Here is a 19,023-nt window from a genome sequence, read left to right as displayed (position 1 = left end):
GAATAACTACTTATCGAAACTATTTATTGAAAAGAGCAGCCTTGTTCTCAAGCTTTTTTCCTACGCTATCTCTGAACACTTACTTACTGTGATTGGTATTAGTTATGAAAACTCGTTATTGAAAAACTGACCCAACAAATTGATTGTTCGCGCGCAGCTTATACAAGGAAGAAACATGCCATTGCCTCCTCAACTCGTCACTCATTCGCAGTCAGCTTTTAAGCAATTATTAGAGCACCAAAGTGAAGCCATTAATGCTTGGCCTGAGCCGCTAATTGAAGACCTTAAACGCGTCTTAGGATTAAGCTGCTTTATTGGTGATTGCTTACAACGTGACACGGTTTTATCGACGACTCTACCGGATATGTTGGAATGTGAGGAGCGTGCTGAAGGGTATCGTGGACGATTGGCTGAGCTGCTTTCTGATTGTACGGACGAAATGAGCGGTCAGCGAGTGCTACGTCAATTCCGCAATCGAGAAATGACCTATATTGCATGGCGTGACTTTATGGGCTCTTGGGAGCTTGAACAGAGCCTAAGTCATCTCTCTATGTTGGCCGAAGCGATGATCTTCGAGACTTATCAATGGCAGTACGACATTTGCTGTAAAGAGTGGGGCACACCTTGTAATGAACAGGGTGAAGCACAGCCGATGCTTATCATTGGCATGGGTAAGCTTGGTGGCGGTGAACTCAACTTTTCTTCTGATATCGATTTGATCTTTACTTATCCTGAGAATGGCGAAACCCAAGGAGCAAGACGCAGTATCGCCAATGCGCAGTTCTTTACCCGCTTAGGGCAGCGTATTATCAAGGCGCTGGATCAACAAACCTTTGATGGGTTCTGTTATCGCGTCGATATGCGTCTGCGTCCTTTTGGCGAGAGTGGACCATTGGTGATGAGTTACGCCGCTCTGGAAGATTACTACCAAGAACAAGGGCGAGACTGGGAACGTTACGCGATGGTTAAGGCGCGCGTAATGGGCAGTGAAATGTACCCAGAGTATCAAGAGTTGCGCAAGATGCTACGTCCGTTTGTCTTCCGTCGCTATATCGATTTCAGTGCAATTCAATCTTTGCGCCGCATGAAATCGATGATCAGCAGTGAAGTGCGTCGTCGTGGCTTATCCAATAACATCAAGCTCGGCTCAGGCGGTATTCGTGAGGTTGAGTTCATTGCACAAGTCTTCCAACTGATTCGTGGTGGCCGTGAGCCTAGCCTACGTGGACGAGGGCTTTTAGAGACGTTAACCGCCATTGACTCTCTGCATCTGCTAGAAGCCGGAGAAGTGACTGATCTGCGCGATGCTTACCTGTTTTTACGTCGCCTAGAAAACCTACTACAAGCGATGGCTGACAAGCAAACTCAGACGTTGCCGGATGGTGAGTTTGAACAACTTCAGCTTGCTGTTGCCATGCAATTCAGTGATTGGGATAGTTTGATTACTGCAACTCGTGCCCATATGGCAAACGTACATAACGTGTTCGAAGAGCTGATCGGGATTGACGAAGAGGACGCTAACCCAATCGCGAGTCACTTCAGTGAGCTGTGGGATATGGCCCATAAGCCGGATGTTATCGAGCATGTATTGGAGCATGATATTGCTATCGCCAATCCGCCAGAAGCAGCGAAAACCATTATTCAATTTAAAGCGGATATCGCTAAGAAAACCCTTGGTCCGCGTGGGCGTGAAGTTCTCAATCGACTGATGCCGAAAGTCTTTCAGGCCCTGTACACAGCTAAAGACGCTGAGTTTGGTTTATCGCGTGTACTGCATTTACTGCATAAAATTGTCACGCGTACCACTTATCTAGAGTTGCTCGATGAGCACCCCGCTGCATTGACTCAACTTGTTCGTTTGTGTACCGCGAGCCCGATGATCTCAGAACAGCTTGGACGTTACCCAATTCTGTTAGACGAACTTATCGACCCTCAGCAGCTCTATAACCCGGTGCCGCTTGAGTCTTACAAGACAGAATTGCGTGATTACCTTGCTCGTATTCCTGAAGACGACATGGAACAGCAGATGGAAGGTCTGCGTCAGTTTAAGCAGACTTGTATCCTAAGGATTGCTGCGGCGGATATAGCGGGTGTGCTGCCGGTGATGAAGGTGAGTGATCACCTGACTTACTTAGCAGAAGCGATTGTTGAAGCCGGTGTTAACCAAGCTTGGTTACAAGTGTCGGCTAAGTTTGGTGAGCCCACTCATGTTAAAGACCGTGAAGGCCGCGGTTTTGCGGTTGTCGGTTATGGCAAAGTCGGCGGCTGGGAGCTTGGTTACAACTCAGACCTCGATATTGTGTTTATGCACGATTGCCCGGTACACATCTATACTGATGGTAAGAAAGAGATCGATGGACGCCAATTTTATCTAAGGTTGGCGCAGCGTATTATTCATATCTTCTCGACCAGAACCGCGTCGGGAATCCTGTATGAAGTCGATACTCGCTTGCGTCCATCGGGTGCTTCGGGTTTGTTGGTTAGTCCAACTGATGCCTTTGATGAGTATCAACACAACGATGCATGGACATGGGAGCATCAAGCGCTGACTCGAGCTCGTATGATCTATGGTGATGAGCAATTGGCTTCCGCATTCAACAAAACACGTCATGAAGTGTTGTGTCTATCACGTGATGAAGCAACGTTGAAAAAAGCGGTGGTGGATATGCGAGAAAAAATGCGTGATCACCTTGGCGGTAAAAAAGCCGAACGATTCATGCTCAAACAGGATGCTGGTGGCATCACTGATGTTGAGTTTTTAGCGCAATACTTAGTGTTACGATACAGCCACGAGAAGCCAAAGCTGACACGTTGGTGTGACAATGTCAGAATCTTTGAGAGTCTGATGTCACAAGGAATCATGGACGAGCAACAAGGCATGGCATTGACCAATGCATACACAACGCTACGCGATGAAATACACCATCGTAACCTACTTAATCTTGATGCTGATGTTGCAATTAATAAGTTCGAAATGGAAAGAGAACATGTGGTTCACGCATGGAAGCAATGGATGGAAGTGTAACTTGTCTTTCGCTTAGCTAGCACAGTGCCTATCGAGATAGGCTTTACTCATTTTTCTATGGTTTAGCCACTGTAATCAGTGTGCTAGACTCTAGCCAGATTCGATTTTTGGAGCTCAACAATGAAACCAATTCTACCTGACTACAGCCAATCAGGTGTTCTTATTGTCGGTGACGTCATGCTTGATCGTTACTGGTATGGTCCAACTGGCCGTATTTCACCAGAAGCCCCTGTGCCTGTGGTAAAAGTAGAAAATAACGAAGAGCGTCCAGGTGGTGCTGCCAACGTAGCAATGAATATTGCCTCGCTTGGCGGTCATGCTCATGTTGTTGGTTTAACTGGTAAAGATGAACCAGCTGAGGTGTTGAAAAACACCTTGGGTGCGCTGAAGGTTAAGTGTGATTTTGTTGAGTTAGAAGACTATCCAACCATCACCAAACTACGAGTGATGAGCCGTGGTCAGCAGTTGATACGTCTTGATTTTGAAGACAAGTTTGAAAACACCAATCCAGAGCTTATTCTGTCTCGCATGGAGCAAGCCCTACCAAATGTACGTTCGGTTATCTTGTCGGATTACGCGAAAGGTGCATTAGAGCATGTACAGAGTTTCATTCAAAAAGCACGCGCAGCCAATGTTCCTGTATTCATCGATCCCAAAGGTGCGGATTTAGAGCGCTACCGTGGTGCGACATTACTGACACCAAACATGGCAGAGTTTGAGCTGGTTGCCGGTAAAGTGAAATCAGAAGAAGATCTTATCGAGAAGGGTATTGCCTTGATCGAGAAGTATGACTTTGAAGCTTTATTGGTGACTCGCAGTGAAAATGGTATGACGTTACTACGTAAAGGTCAGGCACCATTCCACTTGCCAACTCAAGCGAAAGAAGTTTACGACGTGACAGGTGCTGGTGATACGGTTATCTCCGTTCTTGCTGCTTCTGTTGCTGCCGGTAAACCATTGGATGAAGCGTGTGCATTAGCGAACGCGGCAGCTGGTGTTGTGGTTGGTAAGCTAGGTACATCAACCTTGTCGACAATTGAATTAGCGGAAGCGATTCACGGTAGTCAAGATACAGACTACGGTGTGATCTCTGAAGCAGCACTGGTTGAAGCGGTGAAGCGCGCTCGCGCGAAAGGCGAGAAGGTCGTTATGACCAATGGCTGCTTTGATATTCTGCATGCGGGGCATGTTTCTTACATGAACCACGCGGCTGAACTTGGCGACCGTTTGATCGTTGCCGTTAATACCGACGAATCTGTTAAGCGTTTGAAAGGCCCTGGTCGTCCTGTGAACCCTACCGATCGTCGTATGGCGGTATTGGCAGGCTTGGGCGCAGTTGACTGGGTGGTGCCTTTCTCTGAAGACACACCTCAACGTTTGATCTCTGAAGTACTACCAAGCATCTTAGTGAAAGGCGGTGATTACAAGCCTGAAGAGATCGCAGGTGGTGCGGAAGTGATTGCTGCTGGTGGTGAAGTTAAAGTACTTAACTTTGAAGATGGTTGCTCGACTACTGAAATCATTAAAGCGATCAAAGGCGGTCGAGGTTAACGTTTCGCCTTTTAGCTCGAAACTTCTCAGCTAGCTTTAGAACAGATAATAAAAATGCCGCTCAATGAGCGGCATTTTTGTAACTGTAACTTACGTAAGTAATTAAGAATTACTTACTTGCTACTTTTAGACCTGCGTTTACATCAACGATGTCTTGCTCGCTTAGCGTACCAACTGCTTGACGAAGCTGAAGGACACTTAGGATGTAGTTGTAACGAGCGTCTGAAAGGTTTTTGTTTGCATCGTACAGACGACGAGTTGAATCTAGTACGTCAACGATAGTACGAGTACCTACATCGAAACCTGCTTCTGTCGCTTCTAGAGCTGACTGAGCAGAAACAACAGATTGCTCGTAAGCGCGTAGAGCACCAATTGAAGCGCTGATGTTGTTGTTGAATGCACGTACGTCTTTTACAACGCTACGGTAAGTTGCTTCTAGATCTTCACTTGCTGCAACGTAGTTGTATTCAGCCTGTTTGGTTAAAGAAGTTGTGTTACCACCCGTGTATAGAGGTACAACTAAGTTCAAACCAATGTTCAGATTATCTGCATCGTAATCGTTTTGGCTGTTAGAGCTGTCAGTCTGCTCTGAAAGACCATAGCTACCATCTAGCGTTAGGCTTGGCAGGTGACCAGAGCTTGCTAGAGAGATGTTGTCTTTTGCTACGTCTTGAGAGATACGCGCAGCTAGTAGGCTAAGGTTCTTTTGCTCGGCTTGTTCAACAAGAGCGGTTGCCGACTCAGAAGATTTGCTCGCTGAGAAGCGGTCAGTATCTAGGATGCTTAGGTTAGAGTGTTCTTGACCTGTAATCTCACGTAGACCTTCGTAGCTGTTAGTCAGATCGTTCTCTGCTAATACTTCATCAGCTAAAACGCCATCGTACTGAGCTTGCGCATCATGTACATCGGTAATAGCAGAAAGACCCACTTCGAAACGTTGCTTAGTTTGCTCAAGCTGACGAGCTACCGCTGCTTTTTCAGCACGAACAAATTCTAGGTTATCTTGAGCACGAAGTACGTCGAAGTAAGCTGTTGCTGTACGCAGAATCAAAGCTTGTTGCTCTGCCGCGTATGCTGAATCTGCTTGACGAGCCGATTTCTCTGCCGTGTCTAGAGTGATCCACGAAGAGCGTTGGTATAGCTCTTGGCTGAAACCGATGCCAACACCCCATTGGTTGTTGTCATTGCTCATATCACTTCGATCACCACGATTGATATCGTAGTTTGCTGTTAGATTAATTTGCGGTAACAAAGAGCTACGGCTTGACGTTACTGCTTCAAAAGCGGCATCGCGCTGCGCTGCTGAACGAAGAAGTTGTGGATCGTTCTGTTTTGCTTGGTCGTAAACTTCAGCTAGCGTATCAGCAAAAGCTGACGAACTCAGGCTGCCAATTGCTGCACTGATAAATAGTGGAAGCAGTTTTTTCATTTTCCTATTCCTGCCTTTTATGGAATTTTCTTTAAAAGAGTTTAACCCAGTTTGGTGGTAATTTACTCGAAACTTTGCACTTTTTTACATTTAACTGTCCACTTGTGCAATATTTATTTTTTAAAACTTAACTTTAATTATAAGTTTTATATAAAAAGTTGAACCTTATCCTTGGTAGTTAACTCGGACAATGAGTAAACTATAAAGATCACTTAGTGAGGTACCAAATGCAACAGTCTGACAATCAACGACATGAGTTTACTCCGCAAGATGTGGAAATAGTCTCAAAAGAGACGCTGTTTCGTGGTTTTTTCAAAATGGTTAAGTACACATTTAAGCACAAGCTGTTTGAGGGAGGCTGGAGCCAACCAATAGAACGTGAAATGTTTGAGCGTGGTCATGCTGCCGCTTTGCTACCTTATGATCCTGTGCGCGATGAAGTGGTGATCGTTGAACAGATCCGCGTTGGTGCTTTAGAGCATGAGAACCCTTGGCAATACGAAATTGTTGCTGGGATCATTGATACCGATGAGTCGCCTCAAGATGTGGCTCGTCGTGAAGCGATGGAAGAAGCCGGAGTCGAAGTCGGAACTGTGTTGCCCATTACTTCATATTACCCTTCATCAGGTGGTTGCTCAGAAAAGCTAGATGTTTTTGTTGGCTGTGTGGATGCCACCACGGCCAAAGGGGTGCACGGATTGGATTACGAAGGTGAGGATATTCGTGTACAAGTGATGAGCCGTGAAGCCGCTTATCAGTTAGTGAAAGACGGTGTGTTTGAAAATGGAGCCACAATCATTGCGCTGCAATGGCTACAATTGAACTACCAAGAATTACAGTCAGAGTGGGTGGCTTAACGTTATGCCAAATATAGCGGTCAAAAAACCGTATCATGTTGATCTTGCTGAATTGATGCGAGTCTATGAGACGAATTATGCCAAACTTAACGCTTTGTTACCGGTTGGGCATGAGGTTGGTGATGTCCGCTGTTACCAAGCCGTTAATATGGTGTATCAATTGACAGTGAATGAGGTCACAAAATACACCACATTAATAGATATATGTCAGAGTGACGCGATGCCAGTGTTTCCTTTGCCAAAAATGTCTGTCAGGCTATATCACGACGCTCGAGTTGCAGAAGTGTGCGCTAGCGGGGATTTTTCGCGAGTCAAAGCGAAATATGACTATCCCAACACTAAGCTTCTGCAAAAGGATGAGAAATTTCAATTGAATAAATTTCTTGGGGAATGGTTAACGTTTTGTTTAAAAACTGGTATCAGCCGAACTCCAATTGCCTTTTAATTGAGCTAATTTAAGAACATTTTTAAAGTCTAAACAGTAACGTATCTGGATTTGTTATTTTGGAATTATCACACACTTCAAAATTTGATGAGAGCAGTATTAAGCTTGTGCAGCTAACGGATACGCATTTGTTTGCGCCGAGCAATGGCAGCTTATTAAGCATCAACACTCAAGATAGCTTTCGTGCTGTAGTCGATGGCATTGTTAGTCAGGGCTTTGACTATCAAGCGATCTTAGCGACTGGTGACATTTCTCAAGATCACAGCGCTGAGTCATACCAGAAATTTGAATCAGGGATTCAACCCTTAGAAAAACCGTGTTACTGGCTACCTGGAAACCATGATTTTAAGCCTAATATGGGCAGTGTTTTACCATCACCACAGATTCAATGTGTCGAACATGTATTGCTGGGCGAGCGTTGGCAAATGATCATGTTGGACTCTCAAGTGGTTGGCGTACCTCACGGGCGTCTGAGCGATCAACAACTCGATCTGCTTGAACAAAAGTTAGCGGAATTTCCTGAACGTAATACCTTGGTTTTGCTTCATCATCATCCGTTGTTGGTGGGCAGTGCTTGGCTCGATCAGCACAACCTTAAAGATGCCGACCAGTTCTGGGACGTCGTCCAACAGCATTCTAACGTGAAAGCTGTGTTGTGTGGCCATGTTCACCAAGACATGAATCGAGAACATCATGGTGTACAAGTCATGGCAACTCCGTCGACTTGCGTTCAGTTCAAGCCAAATTCAGATGACTTCGCCGTAGATACCTTATCTCCGGGGTGGAGAGAGATCGAATTGCATCAAGATGGTACGGTCAGCACTCAAGTTCGTCGCTTGCCTCATGGGCAGTTCTTGCCTGATTTTAAGGCTGCGGGTTATTAATAAAGGTTGCTACCGATGTCTGATTCTATCAATCAAACCATAAAGCCATCACTGCTTCTCTATATCCATGGTTTTAACAGTTCATCACGTTCTCACAAAGCGATGGTGATGGCCGAGTATTGCGCGGAGCATCGCGCGGATATTAAGGTGCTAATACCGCAACTGCCGAGTTTCCCACAACAAGCTGCCCTTTTCCTGCAGCAGCTCGTGGAACAACACAAAGATCAATATCAGATTGCACTGGTCGGCAGCTCATTAGGCGGCTACCTTTCAACTTGGCTCAACAGTCATTATGGCTTTAAGGCAGTTGTGGTTAATCCCGCGGTGAAACCGTATGAACTGCTTGTGGACTATTTAGGTGAGCAAGTAAACCCATACACAGATGAACGATATGTACTGGAAACAAAGCATATTGATGAATTAAAGGCGTTAGATGTGCCAGATGTAGCAAAGCCAAGCGATTTCTGGTTACTTCAACAAACGGAAGATGAAGTTCTGGATTACCGACAAGCGGTTGAGAAGTATCAAGGTGCAACACAAACTGTAGAAGAGGGCGGAGATCATAGCTTTGTTGATTTTGAACGCTACCCACAACAAATCATCACCTTTCTACAGCTATAACCTATTTTATTCACTGAGTAGATATCTCTCTTTTGCTTGTTATTTCATCTATCAATGGTGAAATATCATAGTTTGATGTCTTAGTTTTTGAACTAGCTTGACATCATTACTCAGCTTCCAGACTATATTCCCCAATACTTCGCTCGTTCGCTCTGCTATGACGGTTCATAGTAATGATTCTGCTTTAGTGAAACTGGAGCCAGCGAACTGACGCAAACTTTTTGAGTAAACTCCGTATTATGACTGAACAATATAATGCAAAAGACCTCGAGGTACTTGAAGGTCTCGACCCTGTGCGACACCGCCCAGGTATGTATACCGAGACAGAAAGACCGAACCACCTTGCCCAAGAAGTCATTGATAACTCGGTCGATGAAGCTCTAGCGGGACACGCTAAGAAAATCAAAGTTGTGCTTCATGCAGACCAATCATTAGAAGTTACCGATGATGGCCGTGGTATGCCTGTCGATATCCACCCTGAGAAAGGTATCTCAGGTGTCGAGCTGATCCTAACCAAGCTCCACTCTGGTGGTAAGTTCTCGAACAACAACTACAAGTTTTCTGGTGGTTTGCACGGTGTAGGTATCTCGGTAGTAAACGCCCTGTCTAAGCGTGTTGAGGTTACGGTTCGCCGTGAAGGTCAAGTTCATGAAATCGCTCTAGAGCATGGTAAAGCGGTTACTGAACTGACGGTTACAGGCACTTGTGGTCATCGCAACAGTGGTACATCAGTACACTTCTGGCCTGATCCTAAATACTTCGATAGCTCTAAGTTTTCAACGCTTCGCCTGATCAACAATTTACGTGCGAAAGCGGTACTTTGCCCGGGGTTAGAAATTACCTTCAGCGACAAAGTGAACAACGAAGAACACAAATGGTTCTATGAAGATGGCCTAAAAGACTATCTTGCTGAAGGCGTGAAAGGTTACACCTTACTGCCTGAAGAACCTTATGTTGGCGAATTTGTTGCTGAAACGGAAATGGCGAACTGGGCGATCATCTGGCAGCCAGAAGGCGGCGACATGATCACTGAGAGTTACGTGAACCTGGTACCGACTAAACAAGGTGGTACACACGTAAATGGTCTGCGCCAAGGTCTATTGGATGCAATGCGTGAGTTCTGTGAATTCCGTAATCTTTTACCACGTGGCGTTAAGCTAACGGGTGATGACATCTTCGACCGCTGTTCATACGTGCTATCGGTGAAGATGCAAGATCCTCAGTTTGCAGGTCAAACAAAAGAGCGTTTATCTTCTCGTCAAACCGCTGCATTTGTTTCTGGTGTCGTAAAAGATGCCTTCAGCCTGTGGTTGAATGAAAAACCACAACTGGCAGAACAGCTAGCTGAAGCTTGTATTGCGAATGCGCACCGTCGTATGCGTGCCAGCAAAAAGGTTGTGCGTAAGAAAGTAGCGTCTGGCCCTGCACTACCAGGTAAGCTAACCGACTGTTCGGTACAAGATTTGAATCGCACTGAAATCTTCTTCGTGGAAGGGGACTCGGCGGGTGGTTCTGCTAAGCAAGCTCGCGATCGTGAGTTCCAAGCAGTAATGCCATTGCGCGGTAAAATCCTAAATACATGGGAAGTGTCTGCAGACCAAGTATTGGCGTCTCAAGAAGTTCACGATATCTCAGTGGCTTTGGGTATTGACCCAGACAACGACGATTTATCAGGCCTGCGTTACGGTAAGATCTGTATCCTTGCCGATGCGGACTCGGATGGACTTCATATCGCGACACTACTATGTGCACTATTCACTCGTCACTTCAGCGCACTTGTTGAAGCGGGTCATATCTATGTAGCAATGCCGCCACTGTATCGTATCGACTGTGGTAAAGAGGTGTTCTACGCACTGGATGACGATGAGAAAGATGGCGTACTTGAGCGCTTGTCTAAGAAGAAATCCAAAATCAACGTACAACGATTCAAAGGTCTGGGTGAGATGAACCCACTTCAGCTACGTGAAACCACCATGGATCCAAATACTCGTCGCCTTGTTCAATTAACCATTGACGATAACGAAGCGACACTAGAGATGATGGACATGCTGCTAGGTAAAAAACGCGCTGATGATCGCCGTACATGGCTACAGACTAACGGTGATATGGCCGAGGTATAATGGATGTCTAACGAAATTACATTTGATGGCGTTGAACAATTGCCAATGCGCAAGTTCACCGAAGACGCCTACTTAAACTACTCAATGTACGTAATCATGGATCGTGCATTGCCTTATATCGGTGACGGCCTTAAGCCTGTACAGCGTCGTATTATCTATGCGATGTCTGAGCTTGGTTTATCTGCCGCCTCGAAATATAAAAAATCAGCACGTACCGTTGGTGACGTACTAGGTAAGTATCACCCGCACGGTGACTCTGCTTGTTACGAAGCCATGGTACTGATGGCACAGCCGTTCTCTTACCGCTACCCATTGGTAGATGGTCAAGGTAACTGGGGTGCTCCCGATGACCCGAAATCATTCGCAGCGATGCGTTATACCGAAGCGAAACTGTCTAAGTTTGCTGAGGTATTGCTTGGTGAATTAGGCCAAGGCACAGTTGAGTGGCAACCAAACTTTGATGGCACCATGAAAGAGCCACAAATGTTGCCAGCGCGTCTGCCTCATATCCTACTTAACGGTATTACTGGTATCGCGGTAGGTATGGCGACAGATATCCCACCACATAACGTGCGTGAGATTGCTGATGCGACGATTAAGCTAATCGATAGCCCGAAAGCTGAGCTATCAGACATCATGGAAAGCGTCCAAGGCCCTGACTATCCAACAGAAGCTGAGATTATTTCTCCGAAGTCGGATATCGAAAAGATCTACAAAACGGGTCGTGGCAGCATCAAGATGCGTGCGGTTTGGCACAAAGAAGGCTCTGATATTGTTATCACAGCTCTGCCTCACCAAGTGTCAGGTGCTAAGCTACTTGAGCAAATTGCGAACCAGATGCGTGCTAAGAAGCTGCCAATGGTTGATGATTTGCGCGATGAATCCGATCACGAGAACCCAACACGTATCGTAGTGGTGCCTCGTTCGAATCGTATCGATTGTGATCAACTGATGAGTCACCTATTTGCTTCGACAGATCTTGAGAAGAACTTCCGTGTTAACTTGAACATGATTGGCTTAGACAATCGCCCTCAAGTTAAAGGCCTGGTTCAAATTCTGAAAGAGTGGATTGAGTTCCGTCGCACAACGGTTCGCCGTCGTCTGCAACACCGTTTAGATAAAGTACTAGCTCGTCTACACATCTTGGAAGGTTTGCTGGTTGCTTACCTCAACCTTGATGAAGTGATTGAGATCATCCGAACTGAGGATGACCCTAAAGCGGTTCTGATGGAGCGCTTTGGTATTACGGAAATTCAAGCTGACGCTATCCTTGATACTAAACTTCGTCACCTTGCTAAGCTGGAAGAGATGAAAATCCGCGGCGAGCAAGATGAACTAGAGAAAGAGCGTGAGAAGCTAGAGAAGCTGCTGGGCTCTGAGCGTCGTCTAAACACACTTATCAAGAAAGAAATTCAAGCTGACGCCGATAAATACGGTGACGACCGTCGTTCTCCATTAGTTGAACGTGCTGAAGCAAAAGCGATGACTGAGCGTGATTTGGTACCTAGCGAACCAATTACTGTTGTGCTGTCAGAGAAAGGTTGGATTCGTCATGCGAAAGGGCATGAGGTTGACGCTGAAGGCCTGAACTACAAATCGGGTGATAAATTCCTAGCGAGCGCTAAGGGTAAGAGTAATCAACAAGCGGTGTTCCTTGGCAGTGATGGCCGAAGCTACTCCCTTGAATCTCATTCATTACCATCTGCGCGAAGTCAAGGTGAGCCGATTACCGGTCGCTTGAACATAAGCGCAGGCACCTCTATTCGCCAAGTGGTGATGGGAGAAGATGAACAGCTATGGTTAGTTGGCTCTGATGCTGGTTACGGCTTTGTTTGTAAGGGTAGCGATCTGCTGTCTAAGAACAAGAGCGGTAAAGCTCTGGTTAACCTGCCGCAATCTTCAGAAGTGATGGCGCCTAGTCCGATTGCTGATTTGGAAAGTAACCAGATTCTAGCGATTACCAACCAAGGCCGCATGTTGTTGTTCCCAATAAAAGACCTCCCTCAATTGAGTAAAGGTAAGGGTAACAAGATCATCAACATTCCTTCAGCGAAGGCTAAAGAGCGTGAAGAGTTTGTATCGCATCTGATGGCTATTCCTGAGAATGCAACGCTGACCATCTACGCGGGTAAACGTAAACTTGGCTTGAAACCGGCTGACCTTGAAAACTTCCGTGGTGAACGTGGTCGTCGTGGCGGTCTACTGCCAAGAGGCCTACAGCGTGTGACTCGCATTGATATCGAAGAGCCAAGTGAATCGTAAAGACATTTGATGCTATCTTCGGATAAAAGAAAACCCAGCCTGTGAGCTGGGTTTTTTGTATTTGTCTGTCAGTTGTTTTGAGTCGCTTACTTTTAGCGTTTGCTCTACAGGCGAGTATCTTCAGCAATCGTCACTTTGAGAGTCTTGTTTTCACCTTGGCGCAAGATGCCAACATCGATCACCGTACCTGGGCGTAGATCGGTAACGATATCCATCACGCTCTGGCGACCATTTACCTGATTATTGTTGATGCTGACAATAATATCTTGAGCTTCAAAACCTGCATCCGCAGCCGGACCATTTGGATCGATACCCAACACAACAATCCCACCGATATTCTTAGTACCCAACATGCGAGAAGTGACTGAGTTGATGTCTTGCCCGTCGATGCCGATATAACCACGGATCACACGACCATCAGCGATGATCTTTTCCATGATTTTATTGGCAAGTGGGTAGGGGATAGCAAATGAAATACCGTAGGTTTCCATGTCGGTCGCTTGTTGGAAAGAGGCGGTATTGATGCCGACTAACTCACCCTGAGAGTTAACCAGAGCACCACCAGAGTTACCTTCATTGATCGCCGCATCAGTCTGAATAAAGGCTTGATGACCGTCAGCGCTGATCGAAGAGCGGCCGGTTGCAGAGATGATACCAAAGGTGGTGGTTTGACCTAGGTTATATGGGTTACCGATAGCCAGTACTACATCCCCGACATTGGCTTTGTAATTAGGGTTGAGTGGGATCACCGGTAGGTTATCACCGCTGACTCTCAGTATCGCGATATCGGTGCGCTTGTCTGAACCGACAAGTTGCGCTGCTGCTACTCGACCGTCTTGAAGTGCGACAACAATTTGGTCAGCTTGAGCAACTACGTGGAAGTTGGTAATGATATAGCCTTTTTCGCTGACAATAACCCCCGAACCTAAACCTTGAGTCAGTAGTTTGTTACGATCACTTTCTGCGTATTTACGGCTGTAAATATTCACTACAGCAGGCGCAGCGCGGCGTACCGCTTGATTAAATGAAATCTGAAGAGAGCCAATATTATCGACTTTAGGGCTAGTCACATCTGCAACAATGGCTGGCCTTAAGCTAGGAAAGGCAAGAAGAATCAGCGCTGCTGAAACGAGTCCAAGGGAGATAGAACGAAATAGAAAGGCCAGCATGTTTCCCTCTTCGACAGGTAAGGTATTGAGCCTCCACGCATGGGTGACTAGTTTGATTTACTTGTGAAGCATAGCATTTTGATTCATCTAAAGAAAAGAGAGACTGAGTAAGTTTAAAGCAAACTTACTCAGTCTCCCTGTGTTTGTGTTGACGAACTCGTTAGCGAATTACGAGGTAGATGGTTCTGTCATCTCGCTGGATATTGAGCGCTAATACACCAGGTTGTTTTTCAACGATCGCTCTAAACTCGGCAAGGTTCTTAACGGGCTGGCGGTTCACTCCGATGATGATGTCATCTTTCTGGAGCTGATAAGCTTCCGCCGGTGAACCTTGAGCGACGCTGGATACTTTGACGCCTGTTGCAGAGTCATTACCAGTGGTGTTGGTAAGCTCTGCACCAGTTAGTCCTTCATGCAACTTTTCGGCCTTAGTCTTACTATTGGTTGACTCACCTAGCGTTACATCGAAGGTTTTATTCTTACCATCGCGAACCACACCTAACTCGATCTCTTTACCTGCACCGAGCGTTGCGACTTTCGCTCTTAACTCACTGAAGGTATCGATGCGTTTACCATTAATAGAGACGATAATGTCACCCGCTTTTAAGCCAGCATCATCGGCTGCACTATCTGGCACGACTTGGCTAACGAAGGCGCCTTTACTGGACTCATAACCTAGAGCTTCTGCCAGTTCTGAGGTGATCTCGCCACCTTGTACACCAAGCATGCCGCGTTTTACTTCACCGAAATCGATAATCTGTTCTGTCAGGTTTTTCATCATGTTGGATGGGATTGCAAAGCCGATACCGACATTACCTCCGTTAGGGCCAAGGATGGCAGTGTTGATACCAATTAGCTCACCGTTGAGGTTCACTAGCGCACCACCTGAGTTACCGCTGTTGATAGCGGCATCGGTTTGAATGAAGTTTTCAAAGTTCTCGAGGTTGAGGCCGCTTCGGCCAAGTGCAGAAACGATGCCAGATGTTACGGTCTGGCCAAGTCCAAACGGGTTACCAATCGCGACAGTGAAATCACCGACTCTCAACTTGTCTGAGTCTGCGAGCTTTATCTGAGTTAGGTTCTTGGCTTTTTCGAGTTTTAAGAGGGCAATATCGGACATCTGGTCACCGCCGATAAGCTCGGCATCGTATTCTCGACCGTCATAAAGTCTTACTTTGATATCGTCAGCACCATCAATTACATGGTAGTTGGTGACGATATGGCCTTTTTGGGCGTCAATGATCACGCCAGAGCCTAACCCGCGAAATGGACGCTCACGAGTTTGTTCCGGGCCAAAAAAGAATTGGAATTGTTCAGGGATTTGCTGACGTTGTACCTGTTTGCCTTCAACGGCAATACTAACCACAGCGGGGGTCACTTGTTCAAGCATTGGTGCAAGGCTTGGTAATTGTTCATTACCTACACTTAATGGTAGTGCGGCAGTTGCTTGAATCGGGGTGATGATTGAACTTAAGCTTAAGGTCAGTACTGATAAAGCAAGCAAAGGTTTTTTCATCATAAACTCCTCTCTAGTTAAGGTCCTACCCCTCTCATTACGTGTGATATGTATGAGAAGTTTCAAATGACCTGAGTGAAAGTTATGACTCAAAAACCTTTGTAAAGTTCACCTAAGTGTTAAATGTTTATGATGCTTTTGCTGTGACTACATCTGGAGCATCAATGATTTCTTTCTTGTGCTCAGTAAACAAACCGGTTGCACCATTGGCGTAATCTTTAGGTTGCTCTTCCAGTGCCGCTTCTTTGGTTGCCGACTTTTCTTGTGGCTTTTCTGAATGGGCAGCCGCTGTCTTCACAAACGGGTTGTCTTGCTCTGGCAAATTAGGGATTAGCTCTGAGCTGGTTTTTTCCATGTGTTGGTACAGTTTTGTGTAGTCCTTACCTAAGGTGTCCAACATCTCTGCTGATTTCGCAAAGTGATCAGCCAGCTCTTGTCGCTGCTGCTCAAGGGCAAACTTTGCGCTATCCAATTCTTTCTGTACGTTCTTTTGCTTCTTGTATTCAGGTGTCATAAGACGAGAAATAGCGACCCCTAAAATAACTCCGACTAGTAAACCGGCAATGGCATACATCCAAGGCATAACAGCTCCTTATTATTGTTTTTTAACATGTTTGTTACTGCTTAGTTACACGTGCTACGGCTCCATGGTACTATGAGAAAGCCGCAGTATAAAGAGAAATGCATGTGCGCTACTTAGCAGTTTAATGCTGCATTATTCACCGCTTAATGTCACGTCTCTTACTGTTTGAACTTAATTTTATTCGCTGTCTGATATCGCTTTCATTGTGGAAATGTCGTCATGAATCCCGTCCAAAAATACGAACAAGATATAAAAGAGCATGGATTTCAAAGAGATCCAGCGCAAGAGCAAGCCGTAAAATCTTTAGATGAACTCTTTCATCAGTTCCAAGATTACGTAAATACTCCCATTCCTCAATTGACTCGATTCCAGAAATTGCTCGGTAAGAAGCCAGAGCTACCGACACCACCGAAAGGTCTCTACTTTTGGGGTGGCGTAGGGCGCGGTAAAACCTACCTTATGGATACGTTCTACGATGCCTTACCGACCACTAAAAAAATGCGAGTTCACTTTCACCGCTTTATGTATCGAGTACATGATGAATTGAAGGCGTTGGGCAATGTCAGCGATCCACTGCCTTTGGTTGCTGATAAATTGAAGCAAGAGGCTGATATTATCTGTTTCGATGAGTTTTTCGTTTCCGATATCACCGATGCGATGATCTTAGGTACCTTATTCCAAGAGTTGTTCGCACGAAACGTTATCTTGGTTGCAACCTCGAACATTCCGCCTGCTGACCTGTATCGTAATGGTCTGCAGCGTGCGCGTTTCTTGCCAGCGATTAAGCTGATTCAAGACAACTGCCATATTCTCAATGTTGATAGCGGTATTGATTATCGTCTGCGTACTTTAGAACAAGCTGAAATTTATCATTACCCATTAGATAGACAAGCGAACATCAATCTTGAAAAGTACTACAACCAACTGGTTGGGGAAGATAAAGAGAGACTCAAGCAAATTGAATTGAATCATCGTCAGTTAGACGTTATTGAAGCAAGCGATGGCGTGTTGCATGGTACTTTTGCTCAGCTTTGTCAGTCGGCTCGAAGCCAGAATGATTATATTGAACTGTCGCGCGTTTACCACACGGTTCTCTTGGCTGATGTACTGCAAATGGGCGCGACTTCCGATGACGCAGCAAGACGTTTTATCGCACTAGTGGACGAGTTCTATGAGCGCAATGTAAAGCTGATTATTTCTGCGGAAGTAGAGCTTGAAAATTTATATACCCACGGCCAGCTAGAGTTCGAATTTAAACGTTGTCAGTCGCGTTTAATTGAAATGCAGAGCCATGAATATTTAGCAAAAGAGCACTTGAGTTAGCTAGGATTATCTCGATTGAGAAGTAGAAATAAAAAAATCGTGATTTTGTTCAAAAAGAGGTGATTTTTTCTTCGCTCTTCTCTATAATCCTGCGACCTACCGTTACTGCGGGCCTCTAACGATGAGTTAAATCACGTTATGCCAAGAGTTTTCCAACACTCGAAGGGGTGATGAATGGTGACTCTTAGACAGTGGGAATACGCGAGTATTCCTTAAGTGTAAATTTTTTAAATAGGTAATTATTAGCATGAAAACTTTCGTTGCTAAACCAGAAACTGTAAAACGCGACTGGTATGTTGTAGACGCTGAAGGTAAAACTCTTGGTCGTCTAGCAAGTGAAATCGCTTCTCGCCTTCGTGGTAAGCACAAAGCAGAATACACTCCTCACGTAGACACTGGTGATTACATCATCGTTGTTAACGCTGAGAAAGTTGCTGTAACTGGTAACAAAGCTAAGGGTAAGGTTTACTACCGTCACTCTGAGTTCCCAGGTGGTCTTAAGTCTATCACTTTCGAAAAGCTGATCGACAAGAAACCAGAAATGGTTCTAGAACTAGCTGTTAAAGGTATGCTTCCACGTGGTCCTCTAGGCCGCGCTATGTACCGTAAGCTAAAAGTATACGCTGGTGCTGAGCACAACCATGTTGCTCAACAACCACAAGTACTAGACATCTAATTGGGGATTATGAAAATGGCAGAGAATCAATACTACGGCACTGGTCGTCGCAAAAGCTCAGCAGCTCGTGTTTTCATCAAACCAGGTTCTGGTGAGATCGTAATCAACAAGCGTAGCCTTGATGTTTACTTCGGTCGTCCAACTTCTCGTATGGTTGTTAAGCAACCTCTTGAGCTAGTTGAACTAACTGAGAAACTTGACCTTTACATCACTGTTTCTGGTGGTGGTATTTCTGGTCAAGCTGGCGCAATCCGCCACGGTATCACTCGCGCTCTTATGGAGTACGATGAAACTCTACGTCCTGCTCTACGTGCAGCTGGCTACGTTACTCGTGACGCTCGTTGCGTTGAACGTAAGAAAGTTGGTCTACGTAAAGCACGTCGTAAACCTCAATTCTCTAAGCGTTAATTTTTCTTTACGAAAAAGTACACGCTCCCAGTTTTATTACTGGAATTGTGGTTCAAAGCTCGGCTATATGCCGGGCTTTTTGTTTTTCTCCCCCCTGCTAAATGCTTTTCCCCTCTCGTTTTATTTCCAAATTCTTGTATTTTGAAAGCTTTTG

15 protein-coding genes are annotated in these 19,023 nt (G+C 45.6%); 11 read left to right on the top strand and 4 right to left on the bottom strand.

Translation table 11 applies throughout. From position 1 onward, the window contains the following. The first annotated feature begins 175 nt into the window (after nucleotides 1-175). Together glnE and hldE are read left to right on the top strand one after the other, a co-directional pair. Nucleotides 176-3,025: a bifunctional [glutamate--ammonia ligase]-adenylyl-L-tyrosine phosphorylase/[glutamate--ammonia-ligase] adenylyltransferase gene (glnE, locus tag F0251_RS09465; RefSeq protein ID WP_105059005.1), complete on the top strand. Its 2,850-nt coding sequence runs from the start codon at nucleotides 176-178 to the stop codon at nucleotides 3,023-3,025. A 120-nt stretch (nucleotides 3,026-3,145) separates the two neighbouring features. Beyond that, nucleotides 3,146-4,576 carry a bifunctional D-glycero-beta-D-manno-heptose-7-phosphate kinase/D-glycero-beta-D-manno-heptose 1-phosphate adenylyltransferase HldE gene (hldE, locus tag F0251_RS09460; RefSeq protein ID WP_048658013.1) on the top strand — a complete coding sequence of 477 codons (1,431 nt, stop codon included), beginning with the start codon at nucleotides 3,146-3,148 and terminating at the stop codon, nucleotides 4,574-4,576. Between the two features lie 109 nt (nucleotides 4,577-4,685). Here hldE and tolC read toward each other — a convergent pair whose 3' ends face one another. After that, nucleotides 4,686-6,005, bottom strand: a complete 1,320-nt coding sequence (gene tolC, locus F0251_RS09455; RefSeq protein ID WP_061033396.1) for an outer membrane channel protein TolC — start codon at nucleotides 6,003-6,005, stop codon at nucleotides 4,686-4,688. 227 nt (nucleotides 6,006-6,232) lie between these two features. Between tolC and nudF the strand changes: the two genes are divergently transcribed. From nudF to parC, 6 genes are all read left to right on the top strand, one after another. Then, nucleotides 6,233-6,862 (top strand): ADP-ribose diphosphatase, encoded by a 630-nt coding sequence (gene nudF / locus F0251_RS09450; RefSeq protein ID WP_061033395.1) that lies wholly within the window; start codon nucleotides 6,233-6,235, stop codon nucleotides 6,860-6,862. A 4-nt stretch (nucleotides 6,863-6,866) separates the two neighbouring features. Beyond that, the gene (locus F0251_RS09445; protein WP_008222561.1) at nucleotides 6,867-7,307 is read left to right on the top strand and encodes a DUF1249 family protein; all 441 of its coding nucleotides are present in this window, start codon (nucleotides 6,867-6,869) and stop codon (nucleotides 7,305-7,307) included. Between the two features lie 59 nt (nucleotides 7,308-7,366). After that, nucleotides 7,367-8,191 (top strand): 3',5'-cyclic-AMP phosphodiesterase, encoded by an 825-nt coding sequence (gene cpdA / locus F0251_RS09440; protein ID WP_061033394.1) that lies wholly within the window; start codon nucleotides 7,367-7,369, stop codon nucleotides 8,189-8,191. Nucleotides 8,192-8,206: 15 nt separating this feature from the next. After that, complete coding sequence (gene yqiA / locus F0251_RS09435) at nucleotides 8,207-8,812, top strand: esterase YqiA (protein WP_061033393.1); 606 nt, start codon at nucleotides 8,207-8,209, stop codon at nucleotides 8,810-8,812. A 239-nt stretch (nucleotides 8,813-9,051) separates the two neighbouring features. Then, a complete protein-coding gene (gene parE / locus F0251_RS09430; protein WP_008222567.1) occupies nucleotides 9,052-10,932 on the top strand; it encodes a DNA topoisomerase IV subunit B in 1,881 nt (626 codons plus the stop codon). A gap of 3 nt (nucleotides 10,933-10,935) precedes the next feature. Beyond that, nucleotides 10,936-13,194, top strand: coding sequence for a DNA topoisomerase IV subunit A (parC, locus tag F0251_RS09425; RefSeq protein WP_102423068.1), 2,259 nt, complete (start codon nucleotides 10,936-10,938; stop codon nucleotides 13,192-13,194). A gap of 104 nt (nucleotides 13,195-13,298) precedes the next feature. Here the strand turns inward: parC and degS are convergent, their stop codons facing one another. The 3 genes from degS to zapG all read right to left on the bottom strand — a co-directional run bounded on the left by degS (nucleotide 13,299) and on the right by zapG (nucleotide 16,462). Further along, a complete protein-coding gene (gene degS, locus F0251_RS09420) occupies nucleotides 13,299-14,363 on the bottom strand; it encodes an outer membrane-stress sensor serine endopeptidase DegS (RefSeq protein WP_061033391.1) in 1,065 nt (354 codons plus the stop codon). A 160-nt stretch (nucleotides 14,364-14,523) separates the two neighbouring features. Beyond that, nucleotides 14,524-15,879, bottom strand: a complete 1,356-nt coding sequence (locus F0251_RS09415; protein WP_171730904.1) for a DegQ family serine endoprotease — start codon at nucleotides 15,877-15,879, stop codon at nucleotides 14,524-14,526. 127 nt (nucleotides 15,880-16,006) lie between these two features. Beyond that, complete coding sequence (zapG, locus tag F0251_RS09410) at nucleotides 16,007-16,462, bottom strand: Z-ring associated protein ZapG (protein ID WP_061033389.1); 456 nt, start codon at nucleotides 16,460-16,462, stop codon at nucleotides 16,007-16,009. Nucleotides 16,463-16,681: 219 nt separating this feature from the next. Here zapG and zapE point away from each other — a divergent pair, with 219 nt between their 5' ends. The 3 genes from zapE to rpsI all read left to right on the top strand — a co-directional run bounded on the left by zapE (nucleotide 16,682) and on the right by rpsI (nucleotide 18,869). Next, a complete protein-coding gene (gene zapE, locus F0251_RS09405; protein WP_171730861.1) occupies nucleotides 16,682-17,785 on the top strand; it encodes a cell division protein ZapE in 1,104 nt (367 codons plus the stop codon). 247 nt (nucleotides 17,786-18,032) lie between these two features. After that, entirely contained in the window at nucleotides 18,033-18,461 is a 429-nt protein-coding gene (gene rplM / locus F0251_RS09400) for a 50S ribosomal protein L13 (RefSeq protein WP_004740759.1), read from the top strand. Between the two features lie 15 nt (nucleotides 18,462-18,476). Beyond that, a complete protein-coding gene (rpsI, locus tag F0251_RS09395; RefSeq protein WP_004740758.1) occupies nucleotides 18,477-18,869 on the top strand; it encodes a 30S ribosomal protein S9 in 393 nt (130 codons plus the stop codon). Nucleotides 18,870-19,023 lie beyond the last annotated feature (154 nt).

This window comes from Vibrio sp. 070316B (assembly GCF_013114115.1).
In the GTDB taxonomy this organism is placed as follows: Bacteria; Pseudomonadota; Gammaproteobacteria; order Enterobacterales; family Vibrionaceae; genus Vibrio; species Vibrio chagasii_B.
The sequence above is the reverse complement of the archived record's forward strand: the minus strand, read 5'-3'. Positions and strand labels throughout refer to the sequence as shown.

What these genes read in the sequence shown, in the direction of transcription:
- degS (WP_061033391.1), bottom strand. Translation starts at nt 14,363, where the DNA reads ATGCTGGCCTTTCTATTTCGTTCTATCTCCCTTGGACTCGTTTCAGCA.
- hldE (WP_048658013.1), top strand. Translation starts at nt 3,146, where the DNA reads ATGAAACCAATTCTACCTGACTACAGCCAATCAGGTGTTCTTATTGTC.
- zapG (WP_061033389.1), bottom strand. Translation starts at nt 16,462, where the DNA reads ATGCCTTGGATGTATGCCATTGCCGGTTTACTAGTCGGAGTTATTTTA.
- parE (WP_008222567.1), top strand. Translation starts at nt 9,052, where the DNA reads ATGACTGAACAATATAATGCAAAAGACCTCGAGGTACTTGAAGGTCTC.
- tolC (WP_061033396.1), bottom strand. Translation starts at nt 6,005, where the DNA reads ATGAAAAAACTGCTTCCACTATTTATCAGTGCAGCAATTGGCAGCCTG.
- parC (WP_102423068.1), top strand. Translation starts at nt 10,936, where the DNA reads ATGTCTAACGAAATTACATTTGATGGCGTTGAACAATTGCCAATGCGC.
- F0251_RS09415 (WP_171730904.1), bottom strand. Translation starts at nt 15,879, where the DNA reads ATGAAAAAACCTTTGCTTGCTTTATCAGTACTGACCTTAAGCTTAAGT.
- rplM (WP_004740759.1), top strand. Translation starts at nt 18,033, where the DNA reads ATGAAAACTTTCGTTGCTAAACCAGAAACTGTAAAACGCGACTGGTAT.
- yqiA (WP_061033393.1), top strand. Translation starts at nt 8,207, where the DNA reads ATGTCTGATTCTATCAATCAAACCATAAAGCCATCACTGCTTCTCTAT.
- rpsI (WP_004740758.1), top strand. Translation starts at nt 18,477, where the DNA reads ATGGCAGAGAATCAATACTACGGCACTGGTCGTCGCAAAAGCTCAGCA.
- nudF (WP_061033395.1), top strand. Translation starts at nt 6,233, where the DNA reads ATGCAACAGTCTGACAATCAACGACATGAGTTTACTCCGCAAGATGTG.
- glnE (WP_105059005.1), top strand. Translation starts at nt 176, where the DNA reads ATGCCATTGCCTCCTCAACTCGTCACTCATTCGCAGTCAGCTTTTAAG.
- F0251_RS09445 (WP_008222561.1), top strand. Translation starts at nt 6,867, where the DNA reads ATGCCAAATATAGCGGTCAAAAAACCGTATCATGTTGATCTTGCTGAA.
- zapE (WP_171730861.1), top strand. Translation starts at nt 16,682, where the DNA reads ATGAATCCCGTCCAAAAATACGAACAAGATATAAAAGAGCATGGATTT.